This window comes from Sporosarcina sp. SAFN-010, assembly GCF_059415065.1.
Genome location: NZ_JBPFDS010000009.1, coordinates 114260 through 139167, shown reverse-complemented (window position 1 = coordinate 139167; position 24908 = coordinate 114260). Strand labels below are relative to the sequence as shown.

At 42.2% G+C, this 24908-nt stretch carries 28 protein-coding genes and 1 other annotated feature; of the genes, 3 read left to right on the top strand and 25 right to left on the bottom strand.

Features of this window, described 5'->3' with window-relative positions; translation table 11 throughout:
* Positions 1-153: 153 nt before the first annotated feature.
* Both spoIIP and gpr read right to left on the bottom strand, forming a co-directional pair.
* On the bottom strand, positions 154-951 hold the full coding sequence (gene spoIIP, locus ACR65F_RS11905; protein WP_052245726.1) for a stage II sporulation protein P: 798 nt from the start codon (positions 949-951) through the stop codon (positions 154-156).
* A gap of 44 nt (positions 952-995) precedes the next feature.
* Complete coding sequence (gpr, locus tag ACR65F_RS11900; RefSeq protein ID WP_039041711.1) at positions 996-2039, bottom strand: GPR endopeptidase; 1044 nt, start codon at positions 2037-2039, stop codon at positions 996-998.
* Positions 2040-2235: 196 nt separating this feature from the next.
* Here gpr and rpsT point away from each other — a divergent pair, with 196 nt between their 5' ends.
* Positions 2236-2487 carry a 30S ribosomal protein S20 gene (gene rpsT, locus ACR65F_RS11895; protein ID WP_039041712.1) on the top strand — a complete coding sequence of 84 codons (252 nt, stop codon included), beginning with the start codon at positions 2236-2238 and terminating at the stop codon, positions 2485-2487.
* Positions 2488-2526: 39 nt separating this feature from the next.
* Here rpsT and holA read toward each other — a convergent pair whose 3' ends face one another.
* Positions 2527-3537 (bottom strand): DNA polymerase III subunit delta, encoded by a 1011-nt coding sequence (gene holA, locus ACR65F_RS11890; RefSeq protein WP_440504514.1) that lies wholly within the window; start codon positions 3535-3537, stop codon positions 2527-2529.
* 156 nt (positions 3538-3693) lie between these two features.
* Between holA and ACR65F_RS11885 the strand changes: the two genes are divergently transcribed.
* A complete protein-coding gene (locus ACR65F_RS11885) occupies positions 3694-3828 on the top strand; it encodes a YqzM family protein (protein ID WP_025784809.1) in 135 nt (44 codons plus the stop codon).
* Positions 3829-3881: 53 nt separating this feature from the next.
* Here the strand turns inward: ACR65F_RS11885 and ACR65F_RS11880 are convergent, their stop codons facing one another.
* The 11 genes from ACR65F_RS11880 to ACR65F_RS11830 all read right to left on the bottom strand — a co-directional run bounded on the left by ACR65F_RS11880 (position 3882) and on the right by ACR65F_RS11830 (position 12503).
* Positions 3882-5936 carry a DNA internalization-related competence protein ComEC/Rec2 gene (locus ACR65F_RS11880; protein WP_440504513.1) on the bottom strand — a complete coding sequence of 685 codons (2055 nt, stop codon included), beginning with the start codon at positions 5934-5936 and terminating at the stop codon, positions 3882-3884.
* 239 nt (positions 5937-6175) lie between these two features.
* Positions 6176-6739 carry a ComE operon protein 2 gene (locus tag ACR65F_RS11875; protein ID WP_039041714.1) on the bottom strand — a complete coding sequence of 188 codons (564 nt, stop codon included), beginning with the start codon at positions 6737-6739 and terminating at the stop codon, positions 6176-6178.
* A gap of 40 nt (positions 6740-6779) precedes the next feature.
* Positions 6780-7373 (bottom strand): helix-hairpin-helix domain-containing protein, encoded by a 594-nt coding sequence (locus ACR65F_RS11870; protein ID WP_440504512.1) that lies wholly within the window; start codon positions 7371-7373, stop codon positions 6780-6782.
* Between the two features lie 156 nt (positions 7374-7529).
* Positions 7530-8264: a class I SAM-dependent DNA methyltransferase gene (locus ACR65F_RS11865; protein ID WP_440504511.1), complete on the bottom strand. Its 735-nt coding sequence runs from the start codon at positions 8262-8264 to the stop codon at positions 7530-7532.
* Positions 8261-8611 (bottom strand): ribosome silencing factor, encoded by a 351-nt coding sequence (rsfS, locus tag ACR65F_RS11860; RefSeq protein WP_440504510.1) that lies wholly within the window; start codon positions 8609-8611, stop codon positions 8261-8263. Before rsfS ends, ACR65F_RS11865 begins: the two co-directional genes overlap by 4 nt.
* Before the next feature lie 15 nt (positions 8612-8626).
* The gene (yqeK, locus tag ACR65F_RS11855) at positions 8627-9181 is read right to left on the bottom strand and encodes a bis(5'-nucleosyl)-tetraphosphatase (symmetrical) YqeK (protein WP_440504509.1); all 555 of its coding nucleotides are present in this window, start codon (positions 9179-9181) and stop codon (positions 8627-8629) included.
* Positions 9168-9740, bottom strand: coding sequence for a nicotinate-nucleotide adenylyltransferase (locus ACR65F_RS11850; RefSeq protein WP_440504508.1), 573 nt, complete (start codon positions 9738-9740; stop codon positions 9168-9170). The genes yqeK and ACR65F_RS11850 overlap by 14 nt, the downstream gene beginning before the upstream one ends.
* Before the next feature lie 11 nt (positions 9741-9751).
* A complete protein-coding gene (gene yhbY / locus ACR65F_RS11845; protein WP_039041720.1) occupies positions 9752-10042 on the bottom strand; it encodes a ribosome assembly RNA-binding protein YhbY in 291 nt (96 codons plus the stop codon).
* Complete coding sequence (gene aroE, locus ACR65F_RS11840; protein WP_440504507.1) at positions 10029-10871, bottom strand: shikimate dehydrogenase; 843 nt, start codon at positions 10869-10871, stop codon at positions 10029-10031. Before aroE ends, yhbY begins: the two co-directional genes overlap by 14 nt.
* Positions 10872-10887: 16 nt before the next feature.
* The gene (gene yqeH / locus ACR65F_RS11835; RefSeq protein ID WP_440504517.1) at positions 10888-11991 is read right to left on the bottom strand and encodes a ribosome biogenesis GTPase YqeH; all 1104 of its coding nucleotides are present in this window, start codon (positions 11989-11991) and stop codon (positions 10888-10890) included.
* Positions 11988-12503, bottom strand: a complete 516-nt coding sequence (locus ACR65F_RS11830) for a YqeG family HAD IIIA-type phosphatase (protein WP_039041722.1) — start codon at positions 12501-12503, stop codon at positions 11988-11990. Before ACR65F_RS11830 ends, yqeH begins: the two co-directional genes overlap by 4 nt.
* Positions 12504-12681: 178 nt before the next feature.
* Here ACR65F_RS11830 and sigK point away from each other — a divergent pair, with 178 nt between their 5' ends.
* Positions 12682-13386 carry an RNA polymerase sporulation sigma factor SigK gene (gene sigK / locus ACR65F_RS11825; protein ID WP_039041723.1) on the top strand — a complete coding sequence of 235 codons (705 nt, stop codon included), beginning with the start codon at positions 12682-12684 and terminating at the stop codon, positions 13384-13386.
* A 215-nt stretch (positions 13387-13601) separates the two neighbouring features.
* Here sigK and mtnN read toward each other — a convergent pair whose 3' ends face one another.
* The 11 genes from mtnN to recD2 all read right to left on the bottom strand — a co-directional run bounded on the left by mtnN (position 13602) and on the right by recD2 (position 24900).
* Complete coding sequence (gene mtnN, locus ACR65F_RS11820) at positions 13602-14294, bottom strand: 5'-methylthioadenosine/S-adenosylhomocysteine nucleosidase (RefSeq protein WP_039041724.1); 693 nt, start codon at positions 14292-14294, stop codon at positions 13602-13604.
* A 28-nt stretch (positions 14295-14322) separates the two neighbouring features.
* Positions 14323-15036 carry a YrrS family protein gene (locus ACR65F_RS11815; protein ID WP_440504506.1) on the bottom strand — a complete coding sequence of 238 codons (714 nt, stop codon included), beginning with the start codon at positions 15034-15036 and terminating at the stop codon, positions 14323-14325.
* Between the two features lie 105 nt (positions 15037-15141).
* Positions 15142-15615, bottom strand: a complete 474-nt coding sequence (gene greA / locus ACR65F_RS11810) for a transcription elongation factor GreA (protein WP_039041726.1) — start codon at positions 15613-15615, stop codon at positions 15142-15144.
* A gap of 102 nt (positions 15616-15717) precedes the next feature.
* Complete coding sequence (udk, locus tag ACR65F_RS11805; protein ID WP_039041727.1) at positions 15718-16356, bottom strand: uridine kinase; 639 nt, start codon at positions 16354-16356, stop codon at positions 15718-15720.
* Positions 16357-16389: 33 nt separating this feature from the next.
* Positions 16390-17028, bottom strand: coding sequence for an O-methyltransferase (locus tag ACR65F_RS11800; RefSeq protein ID WP_039041728.1), 639 nt, complete (start codon positions 17026-17028; stop codon positions 16390-16392).
* A gap of 23 nt (positions 17029-17051) precedes the next feature.
* A complete protein-coding gene (mltG, locus tag ACR65F_RS11795) occupies positions 17052-18176 on the bottom strand; it encodes an endolytic transglycosylase MltG (RefSeq protein ID WP_440504505.1) in 1125 nt (374 codons plus the stop codon).
* Positions 18177-18289: 113 nt separating this feature from the next.
* Positions 18290-18586: a DUF1292 domain-containing protein gene (locus ACR65F_RS11790; protein WP_039041730.1), complete on the bottom strand. Its 297-nt coding sequence runs from the start codon at positions 18584-18586 to the stop codon at positions 18290-18292.
* A 9-nt stretch (positions 18587-18595) separates the two neighbouring features.
* Positions 18596-19015: a Holliday junction resolvase RuvX gene (gene ruvX, locus ACR65F_RS11785; protein ID WP_039041731.1), complete on the bottom strand. Its 420-nt coding sequence runs from the start codon at positions 19013-19015 to the stop codon at positions 18596-18598.
* Positions 19012-19284, bottom strand: a complete 273-nt coding sequence (locus tag ACR65F_RS11780; protein WP_039041732.1) for an IreB family regulatory phosphoprotein — start codon at positions 19282-19284, stop codon at positions 19012-19014. Before ACR65F_RS11780 ends, ruvX begins: the two co-directional genes overlap by 4 nt.
* Before the next feature lie 84 nt (positions 19285-19368).
* On the bottom strand, positions 19369-21999 hold the full coding sequence (gene alaS / locus ACR65F_RS11775; RefSeq protein WP_440504516.1) for an alanine--tRNA ligase: 2631 nt from the start codon (positions 21997-21999) through the stop codon (positions 19369-19371).
* 140 nt (positions 22000-22139) lie between these two features.
* Positions 22140-22346 (bottom strand) — a binding site (T-box leader).
* Between the two features lie 43 nt (positions 22347-22389).
* The gene (recD2, locus tag ACR65F_RS11770; protein ID WP_440504504.1) at positions 22390-24900 is read right to left on the bottom strand and encodes an SF1B family DNA helicase RecD2; all 2511 of its coding nucleotides are present in this window, start codon (positions 24898-24900) and stop codon (positions 22390-22392) included.
* Positions 24901-24908: the final 8 nt, after the last annotated feature.

Genomic DNA, 24908 nt, shown 5'->3' with positions numbered 1-24908 from the left:
AAATCAACTTTTCATAGTTAATCCTATTGTAAAAGAAAAAGACTATAGGCAAATCCATGATTTCTGGAGTTTGTCTATAGTCTGAGAGAAGCAGTATCCGCTTCTCCTTTCTTGAAACACTTCTTCCGTTAAATTACTATCTATTACTTCCTATCATTCTTCGCCAAATATTGAAGCGGCCGCTTCCGCAATTACAGCAACCGTTCGATTTAGTTCTTCTTCATTATTCCCGATTCCTCCTAGTTCCACTAAAACGAATCCTGGATGAAGATCCTGATTGTACTTGCCATCCACTCCCGGACCACCTTTTACAATAATATTACGCGTAATGCCGGGTACTCGAGTTTCCATTTCTTTATTCAATCGCTTAGCCACTTCATAATTTTTGGTATAATTCTTATGTTCTTTTCCGATGACAAATGCTACTTTTGCATACCTCTCCCCATCTACAGTAACCGTTGTTTTGTCCGCAGCCAACGAGTCCCGATGGATATCCAATACAATGTCATAGTTTTTATCTGCAAGTGTTTGTTGCAAATATGGCCGAATCGTTTTGTATGAACGGTGGTAAGGAATGCTCTTTTTCGCCATTACTTTTTGAATATCCACTGGTAGCAAATCAGCTTCCACACCGTATGCAGCAAACTGCAATTGAAGTTTCTCTCCCATTTTCGTGATATTCTCTGTTTTGTGAGAGACGGCAACTTTTCCATTTGCAGCGAGTGTGATCGGCTCATATGCTTCTTCAGAATGCGTAAAATGGATTAAGACCTTCTTGTCGCTTGATGGTTTAGGTGCTTCCAGTACATTGGATGCGTAAACAATGTATGCTTTTTGTTTTAGCATCACTGAGGAACTGTCCGATTGTTTTGCGGGAAGCAATTGGAGCAAGATTGGAAATAGAAATAAGATTAATACAGCAAGAGTCCAGATTTTTAGTGTCTTTTTCAACAGTCATCCCCCCGTCTCAGCTACTATATGCAGGGGGATGCCTATCAAGAACTCTGTTTTACACTACGTATCCAAGATTCAAGGGAACTCGACAGTGCCAAAGAATAATGTTGCACCCAGCTATCAATTTCTTTAGGGGAGATGAACGTCTTCAACTGATGATTCGATAGGACTTCTTCGAATAATTGCACGCGCTCTTCGTGCGGCCAAGATGCCCAATCACCAAATACAGGAATCAAACTTTTTCGGTCTGCACTTTTGGTATCAGAATGGAGCCATGGTGTGACAGAAAGCCTTGAAGATGGTTTGCTTTCTTCCTCAATTTTAGCAGCCATATATCCGAATAATGTATCAATTGCATCTGCAATTAGCACAGGTCCATCTACTACGGTTGGTATTCCGATTGCAACAACTGGAATTCCCAACGATTCCTGAGACACTTCTTTACGACTATTGCCAACTCCAGAGCCTGGGTGAATCCCGGTATCGGTAAGTTGGATTGTCCTACACAACCTTGAACTATCACGTGCAGCAAGTGCATCAACGACTATGAGTAAATCCGGATTCACAACGTCGACAACCGCTTTAATGAAGTCGGCTGTCTCTAACCCCGTTTGAATTGTAACTCCGGGTGAATACACATATACATCTGCTCCTTCATCTTTATAGTAATCCGGAACAACTGTATTGAGCCGCTCCATAGTGAGCGGACCGACTGCATCAGGTGTCACATCCTTGTTTCCAAGCCCGATAAACAAAATCTTACTATCTTCCTTGAGATTTAAAGGCTCAGTCAACTTTTTTAGTTGCTGGGTCATTGATTTTGCCAATTTCGTTAATCCTACGTTATCATCCGCATGTAACAGTGGGTCTGTTAACGTAATGTATGTTCCTTTTTTCTTCCCAATTCGTTTTTCACCTTCTTCATCCACAACAACGGTCGTTAGAATGGTTCTTCCCTTTTTTTCTTCGTTGAACAGTATACCAGCTGACTCATCAAGCTTTTCTTTTTCCTCGGAAGTTTGGTGTCTCACCATTTCTTCACTCTCAACGACTAGATCCGTCCTGTAAAAGTCGTAGTTTTCCATGACCATCACCTCTATTACAAGTGTGTACGCGATGGTTACTTTTTATGCTTTGTCGTTTTTTTGACAGGAGATTCTCCCTGTCTGCGTTTTGTTGTTGCATAAATGGTGTGAATTTGATAAAATTATTTTTGTTATAAAGAGATATCCGAGAGATCGTGGAAACACTCTTCTTACCTGATTTCTGGAGGTGAATGAAATGCCAAACATTAAAGGTGCAATCAAACGCGTTAAGCAAAGCAACGCGACTAATGAACAAAACTCACGCACAAAGTCTGCAATGCGTTCTGCTTTGCGTAAAGCTGATGTTGCAATTGACAACAAAGCTGACAATGCAGAGGAATTGAAGCGCGCTGCTATTAAATCATTGGACACTGCTGCCGGTAAAGGCCTTATCCATAAAAACACAGCTGCACGTCAAAAAGCACGTCTTACAAAAAAAGCTTTGTAATTTTTAAAGCTGTCCGTCATTGACGGACAGCTTTTTTTGTTATAACTTTTCCATGAAAAAGAGTTCGAGGACTCTTTCACGGTTACCAGATGTGGATTTCAATTTCAAATCGATAGATGCCAGCTTATCCAACACCCGCAACAACCTTTGTTCTGAAGGACTGTTTCGATTATTCATCACTAGTTTCACACGATATGGATGTACGTTAAGAGTGCTGGCTATTTGTTGTTGATGGTACCCTTTTCTTTTAAGCGTTCCTACATGTAGCATCAGCCGAACTTGCCCAGCGATTAACGAGGTCATCGCAATCGGTTCTTCTCCACTCCTCAACAAATCATGGTATACCGCTAATGTTTGAGCACGATTTCCAGAAAAATACGTGTCCGTTAACCTGAAAATCTCTGTTTCAGGGGACCTTGGTACCAAGCTATCGATAACTTCTTTTGTTACCTTCCCTGATTCCTCTAAAAATGCTGCGATTTTTTCCAGCTCCTTAGAGAGCTGCATCATATTTTCCCCCGTTGTTTCAACCAGGTAGTCGGCTACTTCCCGGTCCATACTAATCCCAAACGAAGTCGCATTTTGTTGTACCCAAACCGTAAGGTCACTTCCAGTCAACTTATTCGCTTCAATGATAACAGCTTTTGACGTCATCATTTTTGTGATTTTTTTCCGAGTGTCCAACTTCTCGTAAGGCGCGGTAAAAATAACTGTCGCTGTTGGAGAGGGATTTTCGAGCCACGCCTCAAGCTGGTCGATGGGGTGCTCGATCTTTTCTTTACCTCGCTCCTTAGCCTTTAAGAATGACGCATTTTTAGCGACAATCACTTTTCGATCTTGTAAAAAAGGGAGGGTATCCGCCTCTTCAATTACTCGATCGACTGATGTTTCCTCCAGATCGAAGTACATGACATCTTGCTGCTCTATACCAGGTGTCCCAGTAATGATTTTAGACAATGTTTGCTGTAACAAATACAACTCTGTTCCTGTTAGTAAGTAAATTGGTTGTTCAGGGTTTTTTCCAATTTCTTTCCACGCTGCTGATACCATATTCAATCACCTCATTCACTACCTCTAAGTATACATGACAGATGATGTGTATGGAGAATTTGTGACAAATTGAAACGCAATTGCCATATCTCTGTTTTACTATGGATTTTTAAGTCCCATTGTTCTATACTTGAAGTTGAATCAGGAGGTGTAGCAATGAACGAATTCGAAAAGGACGTCCAGTCCAAACGTAATGATCTTCTTGACTCAGGTGTTGGCTTCATTGTATCTTTCGTAGGTTTCTCTTTAATTTGGGTAATTGCTACGATTGTCGAAGTCGCTGCGCGCTGATCAGACAATAGTTAAACTAGGGAAAGACTCCAGAACTTGGAGTCTTTCTTTTTTTATCTCGTAATAGAGGGTTTCAATATTTCTCCGTCAATCTGCAAGGTGACCGTTCCATGTTCTGCTGTTGAAAACACCTTCACTTTTTGTGCTAAGAGACGTTCAATAACTTCGTCATGAGGATGCCCATACCGATTATTACGGCCAACCGAAACCACTGCGATATCCGGCTGTAGGAAGTCCAAGAGCGCTTGCGTTGTCGATGTTTTGCTTCCATGGTGGCCAACTTTCAAAATGAGAGGGGAAAGTTCTGTTTGTCCGTATTTCTTAATGATTTTCCGTTCTCCCTCCATTTCCAAATCACCCGTGAACAATAAGTACCCGTATTCATTTTTCATCAGTAATACAAGTGAACTGTCATTATGTGAGTACTTTTCATCGAATGGAGATAAGTACGTAAATTCTGTTCGACCAGTCTTCCACCCTTCCCCCGCTTGCATGCTTATGATACGAGCATTTCGACGCTTTGCTTCTGTTAAAACCGGGATCATATTCTCTTCTGTCAAACTTCCAACAGGAGCATGCACTTCCTTAACCTTTAGTTCTTGTAGTACTTCATCTGCACCTTCCATATGATCGTCATGCGCGTGGGAAATGACCAACTTGTCAATCGCACTAATCCCTCTCCCTTTTAAATACGGAACGACAATTTGCCTACCTACATCAAACTGATTATCTGGGGTTTTCCATGTCGGTGGACCAATGGAAACCGTTCCACCTGTATCAATGACGTATACACCTTTTCGATAACCAAGTTCAATGACTATGCTATCCCCTTGACCAACATCCAAAAAAGAAACATACGTAGTCGGATCTATATACGGTTTGACTTGGAAGAGTAGCGCTGGAATGAGGACAATTACAAGTCCTAGTATTCTTCTGTTCCATCGTTCGATCACTATAAAGGCACAGGCAATACTAACAACCATTATTACTAGCCATACAGCTCCCGGCTTACCTGCAGTCCACACTTGCCAAGGTAAACCCGCCAACCAACTGGTAACGGTTGAGATGGAATTACGAAAAGGTTCGTATATGAAAAACAGTGGTGCAACAGCTGTTTTGGAAAATAATGAAACGATGAGTAGAACAATGTTACTCGGAAGAATTACTATTGAGTATAAAGGAACGTAGAGTAAATTCACGAGAAAGGATGAAAGTGATAACTCATAGAAATGAAACAATAAAATCGGTGCTAGCGCGACTTGTGTTATCGCGGTCACACTAGCAGAGATCATAAGAACCGATTGTTGTTTCTGGAGATACTTAGCGGAATACAGCAACGAGAAGGCAGCCATATAAGATAGCTGAAATCCTGGTTGAAACAAAACGTATGGCTTTAAGAATATGAAACCTAATGCACTCAACGCTAACGCATCGTCCATTTTCAATTTCAACTTTCCGGATGCTGATAATAGCAACAGCATCGTAACAGTTACTGCACGCCATACAGAGGGTGCACCACCTGCCAATAGTGCATAGCAAGGCAACAGGAACAGTAGTAGTGTATCAGTCGTCTCGATCCTCAGGCGCATCCGTTTAGCGACTAAGCGGAGCATGACCGTTAACAAACCAACATGCAGTCCTGAGATTGCGAACAAATGGGTGATACCCAGGGTTCTATATTCGGAGGATAGTTCCGTATCCATGCCACTCCTATCACCAATCAATAATGCTTCGGCTTCGGTTTGCAAGGAAACGGGAAACGTATTTTTTATATGAGTTTTAACTGCATTACGCCTCTCTGTTAACCGAGTCGATGGTCGATTTACCTTTCCATGTACAGTCATTTGCGTTGCACGAAATAGATAGATGGCACCATTCATACGTAGATAAGAAGCCATGTCAAATGAAAACTCATGGGCTGGTGGTTCTGGTAGTTCAAGCGTACCTTGCACAGAAATTGCTCTACCTGCTAAAGGGGTTTCCAGTAAGCTATTTTTTTCTTCTTCACTTCCAATGGTGTACGAGACATAATAAGGAACGCCCTCTGAATCTTTCGCGAATCCTTTTACTTTACCCCCGTCAATTTTGACGGTTTCACTCCATTGCATAGAGCGTATTATTGTCTCCTTAGTCTGTATAGGAGTGTGTGTAGATAGATAATCTATGAAGTAACAATAGGAAAGTGAACTAACTGCTAGCAGAATAATTAAATTGGGGATGTCTTTTTTACTTGTCAGTATGAGGGGAAGTAGAAGAAGGTTAAGCCATAACAATTCAGTAATACCGTATGCAGCCATGGCTGATACGGCTACTGAGATTGTCCAGTACATTAAGCGGGTTCTAGGAATTATTTTCCAAATAGTTCTTGTGCACGTTCCGAAAAGCTTTTCAGGTCGTTTTCAGGAACATTGGCGTTTTGCATCGTGTGCAACATATCGTTAAACAATTTCTCTTTAGATGCTTTCTCAAAATCCAAGGCATGTCCATCAAATGGAATATGTTCTACATCAATCCCTGCATGTTTAAACAATTCAATTGCATAATCATTATTGCGATAATCTTGGCCGTAGTAGACTTTAGAAATACCAGCTTGAATAATAGCCTTTGAACATTGCAAACAAGGGAAGTGTGTCACATACAACGCAGAACCCGCAGCCGGAATTCCATACTTGCCACATTGCAACAAGGCGTTCATTTCCGCGTGAATCGTACGAATGCAATGATTGTCAACGACGTAGCACCCTTTGTCAATGCAATGATCTCCACCAGAAACTGATCCGTTATAACCACCAGCGATGATTCGATTATCTCGGACAATGACCGCTCCTACAGCTAGCCGAGTACAGGTACTTCGAACAGCAAGCAAGCTACATTGCGCCATAAAAAATTGTTCCCATGTAATTCTTTCCATATGGTTGCCTCCAAACTTTTACCAAATTCCACACTATATATTATTTTACAGTTATTGAATCAGACAGCGCGTCAAAGGTCTTTTGCCCAATACCAGAAATGTTTTTTAAATCTTCGATTGTTTGAAAAACACCTTGTTCAGTTCGGTATTTCACAATTGCAGTTGCTTTGGCAGGACCGATTCCTGTCAGTGTCATCAATTCGGTTTCATCTGCAGTATTAATATTAACCGATGCAGAACCCGACTCGTCTATTTCGTCCGAAACGCTAGTCGGATTTTCAAAAACCGGAAGTTCTTCACCTATAAGAGGAACGTAAATTACCGCTTCATCCGTTAAGCGCTGCGCATGATTTAAAAGTCGACTGTCCGCGTCAGAGGTGTATCCACCTGCAGCTGTAATGGCATCGATTAGCCGCTGTCCTTCTTGTAACGTGTAAACGTTAGGGTGAACAACCGCACCCTTCACATCCACGATAATTAGTTCAGGTGGCTGAGGTGTAGAATCAGCAACCAATTCAATCTTCTCATTTCCAGGAGTTACTTCATGTGGAGTTTCCGAAGTTACTTCTAGTGAATCGTACAAACTTTCATCAGGAAGATGCTTGTCATCTCCTTGTCCTCGGGGAAAGAACAAAAAAACTGAGATGACTGCCGCTATTGCAAGAGGAGTGGTGACTTTCCGCCATTTCCCAAAGATTAGTTCAGAAAACAGATTCGGTCATCCTTTCTAAAAGTTGTTAGCTTATGGAGACCTCTTTACTATAACGTATCCGTTCATGAAGCGGTACTGTTATTTACGGACTTGAAAAAATATTCTCTCACTTTCTAATTCAGGTGCTTCATCTGACCAATCCGCGAAAATCCGTTCTACAGAGAAACCTGTTTCCTCAAGTAATTCAACGTATTTCATAATTGGAAAAGTCCGCTGATAATGGACTTCGTCAAAACGAGTATATCGACCATCTTCTTCACGCACAAAAAATGCAAGTTCAGATTGGACAGAATGAGGTTCTTCCCCTTCTTCAGTCTCCCATATGTACGAAATATTATTGCTAACATACGTAAAAGGGCTCTCCATGAATAGCTCATCAGTTTTAAACGTTGAATGCACATCAAACAGCAATAATCCACCTGGAAGAAGCACATCGTGGATGCCTTTAAACGTTTGTTTCACTTCAAGTTCATCTTCTAAATAATTCAATGAATCAATCGGAATTACCGCCGCATCATATTGACCCGGTACATTCAAATGCTGCATTGCTTGTTGTGAAAATTCCATAGATGGAAAACGCTCATTCGCGCGAGATTCAGCAACAGCAAGCATTTCTTCCGATAGATCAATTCCCGTGACGTCCGCTCCTTTTTCAGCAAGTAGAACGGAAAGAATCCCGGTGCCGCAAGCGACATCCAGGATCTTTTTACCTGATAACCCATGTAGCGCAGTATCGACTAAGTCCACGTATGCTGGATATGGAATATCTAACATCAGCTCATCGTATACAGACGCAAATTGAGCATACATCATTGAACAGAGTCTTCTCCAACTTCAATCATTGGTGCATCGCCCCAGAGTCTTTCTAAGTTATAGAAACCACGCTCATCCTTATGGAAAATATGAGCGACAACGTCTCCTAGGTCAACGAGAACCCATCGACCTGAATCCATACCTTCGATACGTTTCACCTCATAGTTTTCTTCAGAAGCTTTGTCAGCAATTTCGCGAGCAATCGCTTGAACTTGACGTTCGGAATTTGCATGACAGATTACAAACTGATCTGCTATCAAAGATACGCCTTCCATATTGAGGACGACAATGTCTTCTGCACGTTTATCGTCTGCTGCTTTAAATGTTACTTCTAATAATGTTGGCATTGTTTCACTTCCCTTTCACTTCACAAAATAATTGTAGCACTCAATGGAGTCCGGGTATACTGGTACCTGTTTTCCAATTAAGTGTGTAACGCTGTGGATAATGCATGTACGCATCGCCTGTTGTAACGGACCTTCTGCACTTAGCCGTAATTCCTCTACACCAGGATAGTTTCTTCCAGGCTCGATCATGTCTGCAATATATATAATCATTTCTAATTTTGACATCGCAGCTCTGCCGGTCGTATGAAAACGAATCGCATTTAGTACGTCTTCATCGTGAACTTTGAATTCCTTAGAGGCAATGATAGCACCTGCTGGAGCATGCCAAAGTTCTTTATGAAATTCAAATAGCAATGGGTCAACGTCCTGCGCGAGTAAAAGCTCTCGCATTTCTTCTGCATTCATAAACTTTGCAATATCATGAAACAGTGCAGCTGTTTCTGCCGCCTCGATTGACTCGCCATGTATTTGGGCGAGGGATTTAGCTGTTTCCGTGACACGCAGCACGTGCTGAAAACGCTGATGGGGCATCCTTTGCTGCAATTCTTGAATGAGGTTACCAGGCTCCATATAAGCCCTCCTGACGAATGTAGCGATCCACAGATTTTGGTATGAGATACGCAGTTGTTTTATGCTGTGCATACTTAGCCCTAAGAAGAGTCGAGGACAGATCGATCAAAGGTGTATCAATAAATTGAATCGGATAATCGGTAAGACTCATAGAACCCGGTCTCCTGACACCAACAAAGTGAACCATCTTGACCAAGTCGTCAATCTTGTACCACGTATGCAAAGAATCGACCATATCTCCACCGATAATAAAATAAAACACCGTCTCAGGTTCTTTTGCGAGCAATCTCTGCATCGTATTGAACGTATAAGAAACGCCACCAAAATGCACTTCCTCATCGCAAGTGTGGAGATAGTCATTTCCAGTCACCGCTAACTCCGTCATTTCAAGACGTTGAATCGGTGTCGCAGTATCGGAAAGCTGCTTATGTGGAGGGATTGCTGTCGGCATCAGTCTCACCTCATCTAACTCGAGGGCTTCACAAACTTCATTGGCCATTATGAGATGTCCGATATGAGGTGGGTTAAAAGTACCACCAAGAATACCGATTTTCCGCATTCCGTCACTCCTTATGGTAAAACAATCTTTTTCTTTTCTGTCGATTCCTTGTAAAGGACAATCGTTTTGCCGATAATTTGTACAACTTCCAAACCAGCTTGTTCAGAAAGTAAGTCAGCAATTTCCTCTTTGTCTTGTTCACAGTTTTGTAGAACAGACACTTTGATAAGTTCTCTCGCTTCAAGCGCTTCTTCAATCTGTTTAATAATCGCGTCCGTTAACCCGCTTTTACCGATTTGGAAAATAGGTTGTAAGTGATGTGCTTCACTACGTAAGAAACTCTTTTGTTTACTTGTTAGCATGTTGATCCTCCAATTGTTGTGTTAGTCGTTTCATCATTCCAACAGTGTCCGGGCGAATGCCTGTCCATTTTTCAAAAGCGAGTGCTCCTTGGTGGACAAACATTCCTATCCCATTTGCTGTTTCCGCCCCTTTGTTCCGAGCGGTTGCTAAAAATTCCGTTTCAAGAGGATTATAGATAATATCAATGGCTGCAGTCCCCGGTGTTACGTTAGAAGGATCTAGAGGCATTCCCTCAGAGGAAAACAGCATTCCAACAGAAGTGGTTTGTATAATGATGCCAAAACGGGCAAGCTGCTGTTCCGCTTCAGCGATCGTTAAATAAGTTGAATTAGATAATCGTTCACTTATTGAGGTAGCATTTTTCAATGTCCGATTTGTGAAGGTAATCGCGCCATATCCAGCGCTACGTAATGCAAAGGCGATTCCCTTTGCTGCCCCTCCGGCACCAATTATTAAAATCTCATCTTTTTTACGCCCACTACCGTACTTTTCTTCTAATGCCCTAACGAATCCGCTTCCGTCTGTATTAGATCCAACTAACCGTCCATTTTCCCCAGCTACTACAGTATTGACTGCTTCCATATGAGCTGCAGCTTCATCAACACCGCCTAGGAAAGGGAGTATATCACTTTTATGCGGAACCGTCACATTCCAACCACTGCATCCTAATAATTGTAGACTTGCAATAACAGAAGGAAGTTCCTTGGTCTTTGCATGTACAGGAATATAGGTAGCATCAATACCGTTTTCCTTGAGCCAGTGATCATGCATGCCGGGAGACATCGATTGTGCAATTGGATCTCCTATGACTGCAAACCATTTTTTCATCTTAAGTCCCCCTCTGTCAGATTAATGACGGGCGTAAGACCACGTCTACGCCACGAGGCGCATGAACAGCAACAACTACATTTGCATGCTGAACAGTAATCCAACCTAGACCCGAAATGACTATGTCAGTCTTTGCTTTCTTAATAGAAAACTCATGACGAACGAGTTTAGAGAACCGTTCTAACGACTCTGGCCCTGGTGGTGACAGCATGTCTCCGAGATGTGTTTCATATAACGCATCCGCATTTTCCAGCTTCGTCCTGTGAAGAGGAAGTGCATTAGAAGAGTGTACGTTAAATGAAGAACGCTCTCCCTTTATAAAGTCAAAGCGAGCTAAACCACCAATGAAAAGCGTTTGCTCTGCATTCAACTGGAAGATCTTTGGCTTGATTTCCTTTTTGGGAGTGATTGCTTTCAGTTCGCTCGGATCTAAATAATGCGCCATCTGATGATTATTAATTATTCCAGGTGTATCATAAATTGCTTTGCCATCATCCAGTGGAATCTCCACAAGATCTAATGTTGTTCCTGGGAAATGTGAAGTTGTAATGACTTCTCCCGTGCCTGTAGCTTGCTTAATGATTCTGTTGATAAATGTCGACTTTCCAACGTTTGTACATCCTACCACATAAACGTCTTGACCTTTACGTAATTCATCAATACGTTCTAATGCTTCAGGAACGCCTTGACCTTTAACAGCAGAAACCAGCATGACTTCAACAGGTTTTAGACCAAGCTTGGCGGATTGTTCTTTCATCCAGTTAATCAGTTTGTTACGATTCACTGATTTTGGCAATACATCTGCCTTGTTTCCGATCAGTACGATATCTTTTTTACCAACAAAGCGTTGTAATCCATGAATCCAACTACCATTAAAGTCAAAGATGTCCACAACAAGGACAACAAGACCTTTTCGATCCCCAATTCCATTTAAAATAGCAAGAAAGTCATCCCCAGATAGTGAAACTGGTTGCAACTCATTATAGTTTCTTAAACGGAAACACCGTTGACAAATTACCTCTTCCTTTTCGAGCGAAGCGGGTGGTGCATACCCTTCTTTTTTAGGGTTATCTGTTTGAATGCCAATACCGCATCCAATGCAAGTGAGTTCCAAATCTATTCCTCCCACGAAATCATTCCTTTTCGTTTTAACGTTTTCAATATACGACGTTCCAACTGACGATTGAATTTCGTCATGAAGCCGTCAGAACTTGCCACAGGTACAACGAGAATCGTTTGTAGTCCGAATCTATTGCCACCAAGGATGTCGGTCATTACCTGATCTCCAATCATCACTACTTCCTCTTTTTGCAGTCCCATCTGATCGAGCGCTTTCCTGAACGCTTTAGACAATGGTTTTCTCGCTGAAAAGATGAAAGGCGTTTTAATTGGCTCACTGAACGCTTTTACACGCAGCTCATTATTGTTCGATAAAATCGTTACTTGCAACCCTGCATCTTGCATTTCTTTTATCCAAGTAGCAATCTCGGGTGTTGCATCGGGACGATCCCAAGCGACCAGCGTATTGTCGAGATCGGTGATAATCCCTTTAATACCTCTATTTATAAAATCAGTAGGTGAAAGCTGATAAACATCCTTAACATATTGATCTGGCAAGAAATAACTGTACATCCTATCCACTCCATTACTGTGCTGATTCGCACTTATTATACCATACCTAAGCGATAATACTTGCAGACCAAACGAGAACAGTCATGCTTTTAAAAACTGCCTGTCCGCCAAAATCAGCGGTGATACGCCATCTTTTACCCGCATAGGATGTCAGACAACGACACAGGAGGTGGTTCATTTGAGCGGCTTTGTTATGGCGCTAGTACAATTATGGCTCGAGATTCCTGCGGTTTTAGGGTACATCCGTGGGCAGGCATTTAAACGTCCACTCTCAAAAGCGGAAGAAGCCGATTGTCTCGAACGTCTAGCACAAGGGGATGAAGACGCCCGTGATGAACTAATCGAGCGCAATATGAGGCTCGTTGCACACATTGTTAAGAAGTTCCATCCAAAACACGAACAGCTTGACGACTACATTTCTATTGGAACGATCGGTCTCATGAAAGCAATTGCGAGCTTCACTCCAGATCGTAAAACCAAACTTGCAACGTACGCAGCACGATGTATTGAGAACGAAATATTAATGTTTTTAAGAACACAGAAAAAGACGCAAAAAGATATCTCTTTAAACGAACCCATTGGCACAGATAGTGAAGGCCAATCATTAGAAATAGCAGATTTACTCCAAACTGATGAAGAGTCTCCCCACGACCGTGCGGAAATGAATGAACGAAAAGAGCGGCTTTATCGTCATCTTCATAATTTGGAGGGGCGAGAACTTGAAATTATCCAGAAACGTTTTGGTTTGCTAAACGACAAACCGATGACACAAAAAGAAATCGCAGATGAACTACAAATTTCAAGAAGTTATGTGTCAAGAATTGAGAAAAGAGCGATTGTCAAGTTGTATCAGCTGTTCAAACGTGAACAAGACTCCAAGTAACCCAGCATTTCAAATTAAAAAACGTCTCCAGCATTCGTACCCTCGCTGGAGACGTCTACACTGATTTTTCTTCAATCAGCTTTCACTTCAAAATAGATCACACCTGTAAGAGCAGCTGTGACAACAAATGCACCCAACATTAAAAATAACATACGAGTTCCTCCTCGCTTCATGAATTAGGTTTTACTTCATATGTCTAGTTTACCACGAATGGATTAAAGTTTCGAGATGACATCAAGCACAACTTCTGAAGAATGTTGTGCCGCCGCTGGTAGAAATTCATCGAATGACAAGGAAGATTCTTTCCCAGCAATATCTGAGAGCGCTCTAATTACAACAAAAGGCACCTGGAATTCGTGACACACTTGTGCAACTGCAGCAGCTTCCATTTCTGCAGCAATCAGTTCAGGAAACTGTTGCTTCACATTCATTACACGTACAGGATCGCTCATAAACACATCTCCTGAAGCGATTAACCCCGAAGCGTGCGAATGTTTGCCAATTTCTTCGACTGCTTTTGCAGCAACTTGTAGAAGCATCTCGTCTGCCTTGTATGTGACAGGCCCCCCCGGTACTTGACCGAGTGCGTATCCAAAAGCAGTTACATCTACATCGTGATGCGTAACATCCTTCGATAGCACAACTGTTCCGACTTCTAAGTTTTCACCTATACCGCCTGCAGATCCAGTGTTCAAGACTGCATCTGGTTTGAATAGTTGAAGCAATAAAGTTGTGGCTACAGCAGCATTCACTTTACCAATGCCACTTTTTACGAGCACGACTTCACGACCACCAAGCGTCCCTTCACTAAATTCATAACCTGCGATAACCGTGTGTCGAGCTGACTGTAACTGATTTTTGAGAATGGTAACTTCCTCTTCCATTGCTCCGATAATTCCAACTTTCATCGTTGTATCCCCTATCCGTCATTACCTATTAGTAGTTAAAATCGAGTGTGTTCAACACGTCCATTTGCGTAGGTTTCCAACCTTCTCCGTCGACCCATTCTAAATAGACTCTATATTTTTTTGATTTGTCTTTTGAAGAGACAATCCCAATTGACTTCTGGGGACTACCCCCATTTTTAATCTTCAAGAAAATCATGTCATTTTCAGCCATTCCTGTTGCATACGCTAGTGCCTTCTTTTTCTCCTGCCAGTCTACTGATGAACCATCATATTGCGATACGTGATTGCCTGACTGTGACGTTCCTACAGGCTCCCACGAATCATTTGAAACAGTTTCGTCAACGACGGCGTCTTCACTAGCTGTATATGTAACAGTTCCTTCTTTTTCGGTATCTTTCTTTTTGGATGTATCATCACTTTGTTCGCTATCATCTGATTCGTCACTGACAGTTCCTTCTTTAGAAGAGTCATCGCCTTCTGCAGACTGGTCTGAATCCTCTCCCTTGTCCCCATCATCAGTTCCTTCAGTACTATTTTCAGTACCACTCGCTTCATCTTCCGGAGTTGTTTCAGTTATAGCTACTTCTTTGTCTTCTGGTGTGCTATCACTTGAAAGTATTTTCACTCCCACGAGGACAATTAACAAAACAACGATGGCAATCATCCAATTCAACATCTTATTCCCTTTATTGTTTTGTCGTTTCCGACGCACCCTTGAAAATTCCGGTTTTTGTTCACTCACTTGAAATCATCTCCCTTAGTTCCACGCTTCTAACGATTGGACGTTTCTGCATGCGTGATGTTTCACAAAAAAAGCCGCCTTTATTTCGAAGGCGGCATCTCTATGTTACTTCACTTCTGTGATTTCAACTTGCATTTCGCCACCCGGTGTTATGATTTTCACTTGATCACCTTTTTTTCGACCAAGAATTCCTTTGGCGATAGGTGAATCATTAGAAATCAAGCCTTCTAACGGGTCAGCTTCAGCAGATCCTACAATCGTATATGTTTCAACTTCCCCGTCAGGGATTTCCTTAAACGTTACTGTGCTGCCGAGTTGCGCTTCTTCCGTACGAGTATCTTCTGAGATGATAACAGAATTACGAATCATTGATTCAAGTGATGAGATTTTTCCTTCGATGAACGCCTGGTCTTCCTTCGCAGAATCGTATTCAGAATTCTCGGACAAGTCACCGTAGCTGCGAGCAATTTTAATACGTTCAACAACTTCTTTACGTTTAACTGTCTTTAGAAATTCAAGTTCATCTTCTAATTTCTGTTTCCCTGAAACAGTCATTGGATATTTTTTTTCAGAAACCATTTCCTCACTCCTCATTTTGCAAAATCATCAAAATAATATGTCGCACCTCGTAAAAAGGTATGCGACATAGTGTTTACTATATGAATATCTGACAACATCATATTACAAATCATTACCAGAATCAAGAATTGTTTTTATTTTCGTTACCATTAAGTCAATTGCGACTTCATTATGACCGCCTTCAGGAATGATAATGTCCGCATAACGCTTGGTAGGTTCGATGAACTGGTTGTGCATCGGGCGAACGACACTCATGTACTGATCGATGACGGATTCAATAGTTCTACCTCGATCGTTAATATCTCGTAAAATTCTTCTAATAATCCTCAAGTCAGCGTCCGTATCGACAAATAATTTAATGTCCATTAGATTTCTTAACCGTTTATCTTCCAAAATTAAGATACCCTCTAGGATAATCACATCTTTAGGTTCAATCGCAATTGTTTCACTTGAACGCGTATGCAGCGCATAGTCGTATACTGGCTTGTCAATCGACTGCCGAATAAGAAGTTTTTCTAAATCATCTATTAACAAATCCGTATCAAAAGCAAGTGGATGGTCATAATTCGTAGCAAGGCGCTCTTCAAATTCTAAATGTGACTGATCCTTATAGTAAAAGTCTTGTTCTATTACGACTACAGAATGATCTTGAAAAACTTGATGAATCTTTTTTGTTACACTGGTTTTCCCTGACCCCGAGCCTCCTGCGATACCGATAATTAAGGGTTTTTGCGTTCCCATCTTACTAATTCCTCCTCTGTAGCTGATGCAACTTTATAAGTTTTTACGAGCGATTAAAATTCCATCTCCTACAGGAAGTAAGGAAGTTTCATACGCAGGGTTGTCCATTACCCACTCTGTAAATGCTTTTAAATTTCGAATCATCGTGCGATTGCGTTTCGGCACATCCTGATCTTCTAAAAATACCATTCCATGCATAAACATATTATCACAGTAAATGACACCACCCGCCTTGACGAGAGGTTCATACTTTTCAAAGAAGCGTTTGTATTGCCCTTTAGCTGCATCGATGAAACAAGCATCAAAGTATTCAAATGGAAGCAAAGCTGTATCGAACGTCAGTGCATCATCCTTAAACAACGAAATCCGGTCATTCAGCTCGGCACGGTTAATGTAGTGAACTGCTTTTGCATGCCGTTCATCGTCCCTCTCAATGGTGGAAATATGCATTCCAGGATTTGCTTGCGCAAGACGAATCGCAGAATAGCCGATTGCACTCCCAATTTCCAACAAGGTCGAGGGCTTCTGAATACTTAACAGACCGATAAACGTGTCAATTCCACTGCGCTCCATGATAGGAACAAAATGCTCTTCGGCATCCTTTTCCATTTCTTTGACAATCGGATCCACTTCCTTTTCGAAGTTTAACCGGTACGTTTCATAATTTGACATAATACAAACTCCATCCTGCTATTTTACTTGCCATCAATATACTCCGCTTTTAACTTCAAGTGCTCATCATATGTTTTAGCAAAGTGATTTTTACCAGTTTTATCTGCCAGAAAATAAAAATAAGAAGTATCAGAAGGGTCTATTACCGCTTCAATCGATTCTGCTCCTGGAGCTGCGATCGGACCCGGTGGTAGTCCTTTGTTCTGATAGGTGTTGTATGCATTCTTTACTTCTAAATCTTTGAGCGAGACTTTATCTTTATGTTCGCCTAGAGAATATAAAACGGTTGGATCCGTTTGTAAAGGCATGCCTTCTTCCAGTCGATTATAAAAGACACTCGCTATGGTTTGGCGATCCGCTTGGGCTGTTGCTTCACGTTCTAGCAACGATGCGAAAGTAAGTAACCAATGGACTGATTTCTTGTTTTCCTCAAGTGAAGCTAAATAAGGTGTAACATTTGCACGCGTTCCGTCAATCAGCGTCTCAACTACCGTCTGTACAGTAGGCTCTTCCTCGTAAAATGGATAGGTGGCCGGGAATAGATAGCCTTCCAACGGATGACGAATGTTTTCATTGTTCACTTCATCGGTAATAACCTCTGGATATAAAGCTTGCAAATTCGTAATCGTCTCGTCGGAATCAATATAGGCTATAAACTCTTCTTTTGTTACAGTTGTTTTCGCTGCAACCCGTTCACCTATTTGCTCGACCGTTAGTCCTTCAGGAATCGTCATTGTAAATACAGGTGTGCGGTAAACTTTTCCTGTTTTTAAACTTTTTAAAAGTTCATCAGGCGTCATAGAAGTAGACAAACCATATGTTCCTGCTTGAAAGTCTGATTCGTTGTTCACTTTGGCATAATACTTGAAGATTTTCGCATTTTTAATAAGACCTTTATCCTCAAGAATTTGAGAGATTGTATCTAACCCTGAACCAATAGGAACTTCCACTTCCACCGTTTTTTCGGAGTCAGGATCTATTGGCTCCAGGGCACTTTTTATGTATCGATAAGTGAAGAACCCACCCACTGCAACAAGTAGAATCAATGCAATCGCTATCCAAAAAACAATTTTGCGTACGACTTTAACTTCCTTCTTCTGTTCTTGCATGCGTTCAAACATCACTTCTTTTTTTGAACCCTTCGCCATATGGAAGGTCACCTCTTTCTCGTTGTATCACTGGCCTGCTGACTTAAAGCAACCAATCGTCTGCAATGAAAAAAACGGAACGGTGTGCACCGTTCCGTACGTGCGCATATGGCTTACTCGTCGTCTTCGTCTTGCTCGTCCAAGAAAGTACCGAAAACTTCTTCGATCATTTCCCATTCTTCGTCAGACTCAACAGGCATTAGATCCCCATCTTCACCGTCTTCTGAAGGGACAAAGCTTGAAGCAAAGATTTCAATTTCTTCATCCTCATTTTCAGGCTCATCACCAAGTACGTGATAAAGCACATATGATTTACCATAGTCTTCTGATTCGAATGTGAAGATTACCTCACATACATGTTCTTGTCCTTTTTCATCTACAATTGTCATTGTTTCCATACCGTGTTCCATTTGATCACCTCATGTAGTTTTTGAGTCAAGATATCCTTGAAGAATCATGACTGCTGCCATCTTATCAATAACAGTCTTTCGTTTTTTACGACTTACGTCCGCTTCGATTAACATCCGTTCTGCGGCCATTGTAGTCATCCGTTCATCCCAAAGGATTGCAGGCATATTAAATTTTTCTTCTAGCAACTGGGCGTATCTCTCAGAAGCCTCTGCTCGAGGACCAATCGAGTTATTCATGTTTTTAGGATGACCGACAACAAAAGAACTGACGTTATACTCTTTAACAAGTTCTTTTATACGTTTCATACCTAAATTACCCGATTCTTCGTCAATTTGGACAGTTTCAATTCCTTGAGCTGTCCAACCCATGGCATCGCTAACTGCGACGCCGACTGTTTTAGATCCTACATCTAAGCCCATCGCTCTCACTTCTTACTGCCTCCGTTTTCACGGATATAGAACTTCACGAGTTCCTCCAAAATTTCATCCCGCTCCAATTTACGGACCATATTACGTGCATCCTCATGGCGTGGGATATAAGCAGGATCACCTGAGAGCAAGTAGCCCACAAGCTGATTAATGGGGTTGTATCCTTTTTCCTCTAAAGCCTTGTACACGTGGAGCATCACCTGTTTGACCTCTTGCTCCATCGATTCCTCAGGAAAATTGAACTTCATCGTTTTGTCATATGAATTCACAATCGACACCCCGCTTTCAATTTGTCCGATCGGCTAACCAATACTATGACCCTCACAAGCCACAAATTTGGAAGCCGGATTCAGTTAAACAGATTTGACATAATCATACACGGAAAGTAGCGCTTCATCAAGTTTTGAGACGTCTTTTGCTCCAGCCATTGCCATATCTGGACGGCCCCCGCCTTTACCACCGCATAATGACGCCACATGGCTAACAATTTTCCCTGCATGCTGTTCACCTTTCAAGTCTTCGGTAACTCCTGCCGCAAGCATAACTTTTCCCTCAGAAGCCGCACCTAAAACAATCACACCTTTTTCTATCTTTTGTTTTAGCTCATCAATCATTTGACGCAGTGCATTATTATCTTTTGTATCGACACGTGCAGCTATGACTGTCATATCGTCAATCTGTTTTGCGTTTGCTAACACATCCGTCAACTGGCTATTCCCTAGTTTTGCAGATAATGAATCATTTTCACGTTGCAAATCTTTGAAATCACCAAGGAAAGATGCCGTTTTTGTTGCAAGCTCTTTCGGATTGGACTTCATCAGTGATGAAGCTTCAATTAAAATTGCTTCCTCTTCCTTAAATGAACGATACGCTTGTTTTGCTGTCACCGCTTCAATGCGTCGAGTTCCTGCTCCGATACCGCTCTCGGATTCGATTTTGAAGACGCCGATTTCGCCACTTGAATGTACGTGACATCCACCACATAACTCTAGTGAGTAGTCCCCGACCGATACTACGCGCACAACGTCACCATATTTTTCTCCAAACAACGCCATTGCGCCCATTTCCTTCGCTTCTTCTATCCCTTTTTGTTCAATTGAAACCGCGATATCTTCCCAAATCTTTTCGTTCACGATCTGTTCGACTTGTTCTAGCTCTTCTTTTGTAACTTGCCCGAAGTGCGAGAAGTCAAAACGAAGGCGATCTGGTCCTACATAAGAACCTGCTTGGTTGACATGCTCTCCCAGTACTGTTTTCAAAGCTTTGTGCAATAAGTGTGTTGCCGTATGATTTTTCACAGTAAGGGCGCGATCAGGCTTATTTACTTGTGCACGTACAAACGTCACGGGTGTCACTTCACCTGAACGGACAATCGCTGTATGCAAATGCTGGCCATTTGGCGCTTTTTTAACAGACAACACCTCCGCAGAAAATGAATCATTTGCAATCATCCCTTTATCTGCGATTTGACCCCCACTTTCTGCATAAAACGGAGTTCGGTCAAGAATGAATTGAATTTCGTCTTCTATTGTTGCACGCTCAACAATTTCACCATCTTTTAAGAGGACAACAATTTTCGATTCACTTTCTAGTTGCTCATAACCAATGAATTCACTTGACTCATGGATATCGCCAAGTACACCTGACTGAACGTGCATGGAGTCAACGTCTTGTCGAGCGCTTCTTGCACGCTTCCGTTGAGCTTCCATTTCGTTATGGAAACCAGCTTCATCAACAGCTACGCCTGCTTCTTCAGCAAATTCTTCCGTCAATTCAAACGGGAATCCGTAAGTGTCATAAAGTCGGAATGCGTCTGCACCAGAAACAGTAGGCTGTTCTGTAGATTTCGCTTTCTCAAGAATTCCACTTAACATGCTCATACCTTCCGCCAATGTTTCATGGAATCGATCTTCTTCGTTTTTAACTACTTTCATGATGAATTCCTGTTTTACTTTTACTTGTGGATAGAAATCTTCCATCTTGTCGGCAACAACGGGAACAAGATCATACATGAATGGACGATCGATGCCGAGCTGCTTCGCAAATCGAACGGCACGACGTAATAGTCGTCTGAGTACATATCCTCTGCCTTCATTTGAAGGAAGCGCACCATCTCCGATAGCAAACGCAACGGTACGGATATGATCCGCAATCACTTTGAACGCTGTATCTTTTATTTCGTCTTTACCATACGTTTCACCCGAAACTTTTTCCACCGCGTTAATAATTGGCAAGAAAAGGTCCGTATCGAAGTTAGTCGGAACTTCTTGTAATACAGATGCCATCCGCTCCAGACCCATTCCAGTATCAATGTTTTTCTTCGGTAGCGGTGTATACGTATGATCTGGATTATGGTTGAATTCCGAGAACACTAAGTTCCAGATTTCCAAGTAGCGGTCGTTTTCTCCACCTGGGTATAGTTCAGGGTCAGAGAAGTCGTCTCCATATGAAGGTCCGCGATCGTAGAAGATTTCAGAGTTCGGTCCGCTTGGTCCTTCACCGATATCCCAGAAGTTTCCTTCTAGACGAATAATACGTTCTTCAGGTAAGCCGACTTTATCTTTCCAAATCGTGTATGCTTCTTCATCTTCAGGATGGATCGTGATGGATAGCAACTCTGGATTGAACCCAATCCAATCTGGATGTGTTAGGAACTCCCATGCATACAGGATAGCTTCTTCTTTGAAGTAGTCCCCGATTGAAAAGTTACCGAGCATTTCAAAGAAAGTATGATGGCGAGCAGTTTTTCCGACGTTTTCGATATCGTTCGTACGGATTGACTTTTGAGCGTTGACGATTCTTGGATTTTCAGGAACAACTCGTCCATCGAAGTATTTCTTAAGCGTCGCGACACCGCTATTGATCCATAGTAGAGAAGCGTCGTCAATTGGAACTAGTGGTGCTGATGGCTCGACACTGTGCCCTTTTGCTTTAAAGTAATCTAAAAATAAACTACGTATTTCAGATGCTGTAAGTGATTTCATCATCTATTCCTCCTTGGTTATAAGCTTTCATAAAAAATTAGGTGCAAGTAATTCTATTGATTACAGCTGAAAGCATTTGTCTTAAGGGTACATCGAGACTATTAATGTACCTAGCTGAAAATAAAAAAACTCCGCCCCTGGAAAGGGACGAAGTGTTATTCGCGGTACCACCCTCATTGCCGAAAACGTAGACTCCGGCATCTTGAGTTGCCATAACGCGGCATACGGCGGGGTTCACCCGCACTCCGGAGCAGCTTTCAGCACTCATTGTGTGAGTTCCCTTTCAGCCAAGGGGAACCTCTCTTTCCACACGCCATCATGCATACTTTCTCCATCAATGTGTTTTGTATTCAAGCTATACTTGGATTATAAGGAAGTCGGAAAGTGTTGTCAATCCACACTTCCCATAAAATCATAGGGGCTCTCACCATTCATCCCCACCATTGGGTCCACATCTAATATCGTTTCAATTGATAGGATATGCGGCAGTTCCTTATGGGTTTGGACAACTTCCGAGGTTGCAACAGCTGGATCTGTTTGAGTGGATGCACCAGTCAAAGCATCCGATGTATTAGGCGATTCTACTCGAGCAGAGATAGTTGTCTCAGTTTTAGGTGACTCGGATGCAACAGACTCCAAGCTTTCACCGCGCAGCCGTTCTTTAAGAGTAGTCTGCCGTTCACGCTCGTCCATCCGGGCGATGCCTTCCGCAAATTCGTTTGGACTACCGCATAGAATAAGAAAGTTTTTGGCTCGAGTAATCCCTGTGTAAAGCAAATTGCGACGTAACATTTTCCGATGGCTACGAACAACAGGCATGATAACCGTAGGAAATTCACTACCCTGTGACTTATGGATAGAACAACAGTAAGCCAGAGTTAGCTGATTCAGATCCGACCGTTCATATGTCACTTCAATCCCATCAAACGAGACAACCATCAGATCTTTTTTCTCGATTGTTTCCTTGGCTTTTAAGATTGCAATCACTTCACCCATATCACCATTGAACACATTACTTTCAGGCTGATTGACGAGTTGAAGCACGCGGTCGCCAATTCGGTAAATAATATCTCCGAATGTGACTTCCTTGCGACCTGCAGAAGCTGGATTCACCATCTCCTGAATCATGGTGTTTAACGCATCGATACCCGCAGGACCTTTGTACATAGGGGCAAGCACTTGAATATCTTTAATGGCTTGACCTTTCGTTAACGCATTTTTAACAATCTGGCTTACAACTGTTGTTACTTGGTCTGCATCAGTACGGATGAATGAGCGATCTGATGTTTTCATCGCCAAATCGCCAAGTGGTTCGGACTTTTTGATAGCGTGAGCCAGTTCAATGATTGTAGATCCCGCACTTTGCCGATAAATTTCAGTCAGCTCGACGACGGGAATTGTTCCTGACTCTAAAAAGTCACGTAACACTTGACCAGGACCAACAGAAGGAAGCTGATCCTGGTCTCCGACAAACAGGATCTGAGCGTCATCATCGATTGCTTTCAAAAGCTGATGGGCAAGCCACGTATCGAGCATCGACGCCTCATCAATAATAACAAGTCTAGCTTTGATTTCTCGCTCGGTTTCTTCTTCTTTCTCTTGCCCCGTAAAGCCGAGAAGTCGATGTATCGTCATCGCGGGCAGTCCAGTGGATTCAGAGAGCCTTTTCGCCGCACGCCCTGTAGGAGCCGCCAAAATGATCGGAAATGGCTCTTCTTTTTTCGCGTACTCTTTCGGATCGAGTGTCAGGCCATGTAACTCTGCGTAAACTTCAACAAGACCTCTTACTACAGTAGTTTTACCGGTCCCGGGCCCACCCGTTAATATCATAGCCGGAGAATTGAGGGCTTGTTCAATCGCAGCAATTTGCGTTTCCGCATAGTTGACTTCTAGATGTTCTTCCGTTTCACCAATTGCTTTTCTTATTTCTGAAGACGGGAATGTATTTTCCCGATCTTGATCCAAAATCCGTTCCATTTTCGAAGCGATTCCTAGTTCTGAAAAATACAATGAGGGTAAATAGAGTTTACGCTGTTCTGCACTCAACCGGCTTTCCTCTACTAGTTCAATTATGGCGGTGGATATTAATTTGAAAGGGATTTCCTCAGGTTGACTGGATTCCAACAACCGTTTGACTTCCGGTAACACTTGAACGGCTTCCAAGTACACATGACCACTCGATAGAATCCCAGTATTGATCGTATGCAGGATCGCAGCCTGGATCCGCGATGTATGTGTACCTGTAATTCCTAGTTGCCTTCCGAGTTCGTCCGCTCGCTGAAATCCGACCCCTTCCACATCTTCAATGAGACGGTAAGGGTTCTCAGTCAGCTTTTCAATCGTCTCTTCCCTATACGTTTGATAAATCCTCATTGCAACTTGAGGTCCAAATCCCCACTCATTTAATTTGACGATGGTCCGTTCCAAGCCGAGATTATCCCGGAGGACAGAAACGAGCGTCTCTTTCTTTTCCGCGTTGAGGCGAGGAATTTCATCCAAGACACCTTCGTTTTCCATTATCTTACGAATCGCATCAGGACCGAGATGGTTGATAATCGTTTCAGCAGTTTTCCGCCCAATCCCAGGAAACATATCTCCTGAAAGGTAGTGGATTAACCCTGTTTCAGTTGCAGGCAATTCTTTTTGAAACGTTTTTACATCAAATTGCTGACCATATGTTGCGTGATTTATGAGTCTCCCCGTAAACCGATACTCTTCTTCTTCGGATAGTTTTGGAAAGTTCCCTTTGACGACAATTTCTTTTCCTTCAAACGAACAATTTGTTTTCCGCACTTTCAGTTTAGCAATCGTAAACAAACTATCAGGGTTATGGAAAATCGTCACGACCGCTCTGCCAATTAAAAAAGGTTCTTCTTGAACTGCTGAATCGGTTTTTTCCATAGTCTAGC

Bases quoted from the DNA above. Each gene is read 5' to 3' on its own strand.
- gpr (WP_039041711.1), bottom strand. From the start codon at position 2,039: ATGGAAAACTACGACTTTTACAGGACGGATCTAGTCGTTGAGAGTGAA.
- rpsT (WP_039041712.1), top strand. From the start codon at position 2,236: ATGCCAAACATTAAAGGTGCAATCAAACGCGTTAAGCAAAGCAACGCG.
- holA (WP_440504514.1), bottom strand. From the start codon at position 3,537: ATGGTATCAGCAGCGTGGAAAGAAATTGGAAAAAACCCTGAACAACCA.
- ACR65F_RS11885 (WP_025784809.1), top strand. From the start codon at position 3,694: ATGAACGAATTCGAAAAGGACGTCCAGTCCAAACGTAATGATCTTCTT.
- ACR65F_RS11880 (WP_440504513.1), bottom strand. From the start codon at position 5,936: ATGCAATGGAGTGAAACCGTCAAAATTGACGGGGGTAAAGTAAAAGGA.
- ACR65F_RS11875 (WP_039041714.1), bottom strand. From the start codon at position 6,739: ATGGAAAGAATTACATGGGAACAATTTTTTATGGCGCAATGTAGCTTG.
- ACR65F_RS11865 (WP_440504511.1), bottom strand. From the start codon at position 8,264: ATGATGTATGCTCAATTTGCGTCTGTATACGATGAGCTGATGTTAGAT.
- rsfS (WP_440504510.1), bottom strand. From the start codon at position 8,611: ATGCCAACATTATTAGAAGTAACATTTAAAGCAGCAGACGATAAACGT.
- yqeK (WP_440504509.1), bottom strand. From the start codon at position 9,181: ATGGAGCCTGGTAACCTCATTCAAGAATTGCAGCAAAGGATGCCCCAT.
- ACR65F_RS11850 (WP_440504508.1), bottom strand. From the start codon at position 9,740: ATGCGGAAAATCGGTATTCTTGGTGGTACTTTTAACCCACCTCATATC.
- yhbY (WP_039041720.1), bottom strand. From the start codon at position 10,042: ATGCTAACAAGTAAACAAAAGAGTTTCTTACGTAGTGAAGCACATCAC.
- aroE (WP_440504507.1), bottom strand. From the start codon at position 10,871: ATGAAAAAATGGTTTGCAGTCATAGGAGATCCAATTGCACAATCGATG.
- ACR65F_RS11830 (WP_039041722.1), bottom strand. From the start codon at position 12,503: ATGTACAGTTATTTCTTGCCAGATCAATATGTTAAGGATGTTTATCAG.
- mtnN (WP_039041724.1), bottom strand. From the start codon at position 14,294: ATGAAAGTTGGAATTATCGGAGCAATGGAAGAGGAAGTTACCATTCTC.
- greA (WP_039041726.1), bottom strand. From the start codon at position 15,615: ATGGTTTCTGAAAAAAAATATCCAATGACTGTTTCAGGGAAACAGAAA.
- udk (WP_039041727.1), bottom strand. From the start codon at position 16,356: ATGGGAACGCAAAAACCCTTAATTATCGGTATCGCAGGAGGCTCGGGG.
- ACR65F_RS11800 (WP_039041728.1), bottom strand. From the start codon at position 17,028: ATGTCAAATTATGAAACGTACCGGTTAAACTTCGAAAAGGAAGTGGAT.
- mltG (WP_440504505.1), bottom strand. From the start codon at position 18,176: ATGGCGAAGGGTTCAAAAAAAGAAGTGATGTTTGAACGCATGCAAGAA.
- ACR65F_RS11790 (WP_039041730.1), bottom strand. From the start codon at position 18,586: ATGGAACACGGTATGGAAACAATGACAATTGTAGATGAAAAAGGACAA.
- alaS (WP_440504516.1), bottom strand. From the start codon at position 21,999: ATGAAATCACTTACAGCATCTGAAATACGTAGTTTATTTTTAGATTAC.
- recD2 (WP_440504504.1), bottom strand. From the start codon at position 24,900: ATGGAAAAAACCGATTCAGCAGTTCAAGAAGAACCTTTTTTAATTGGC.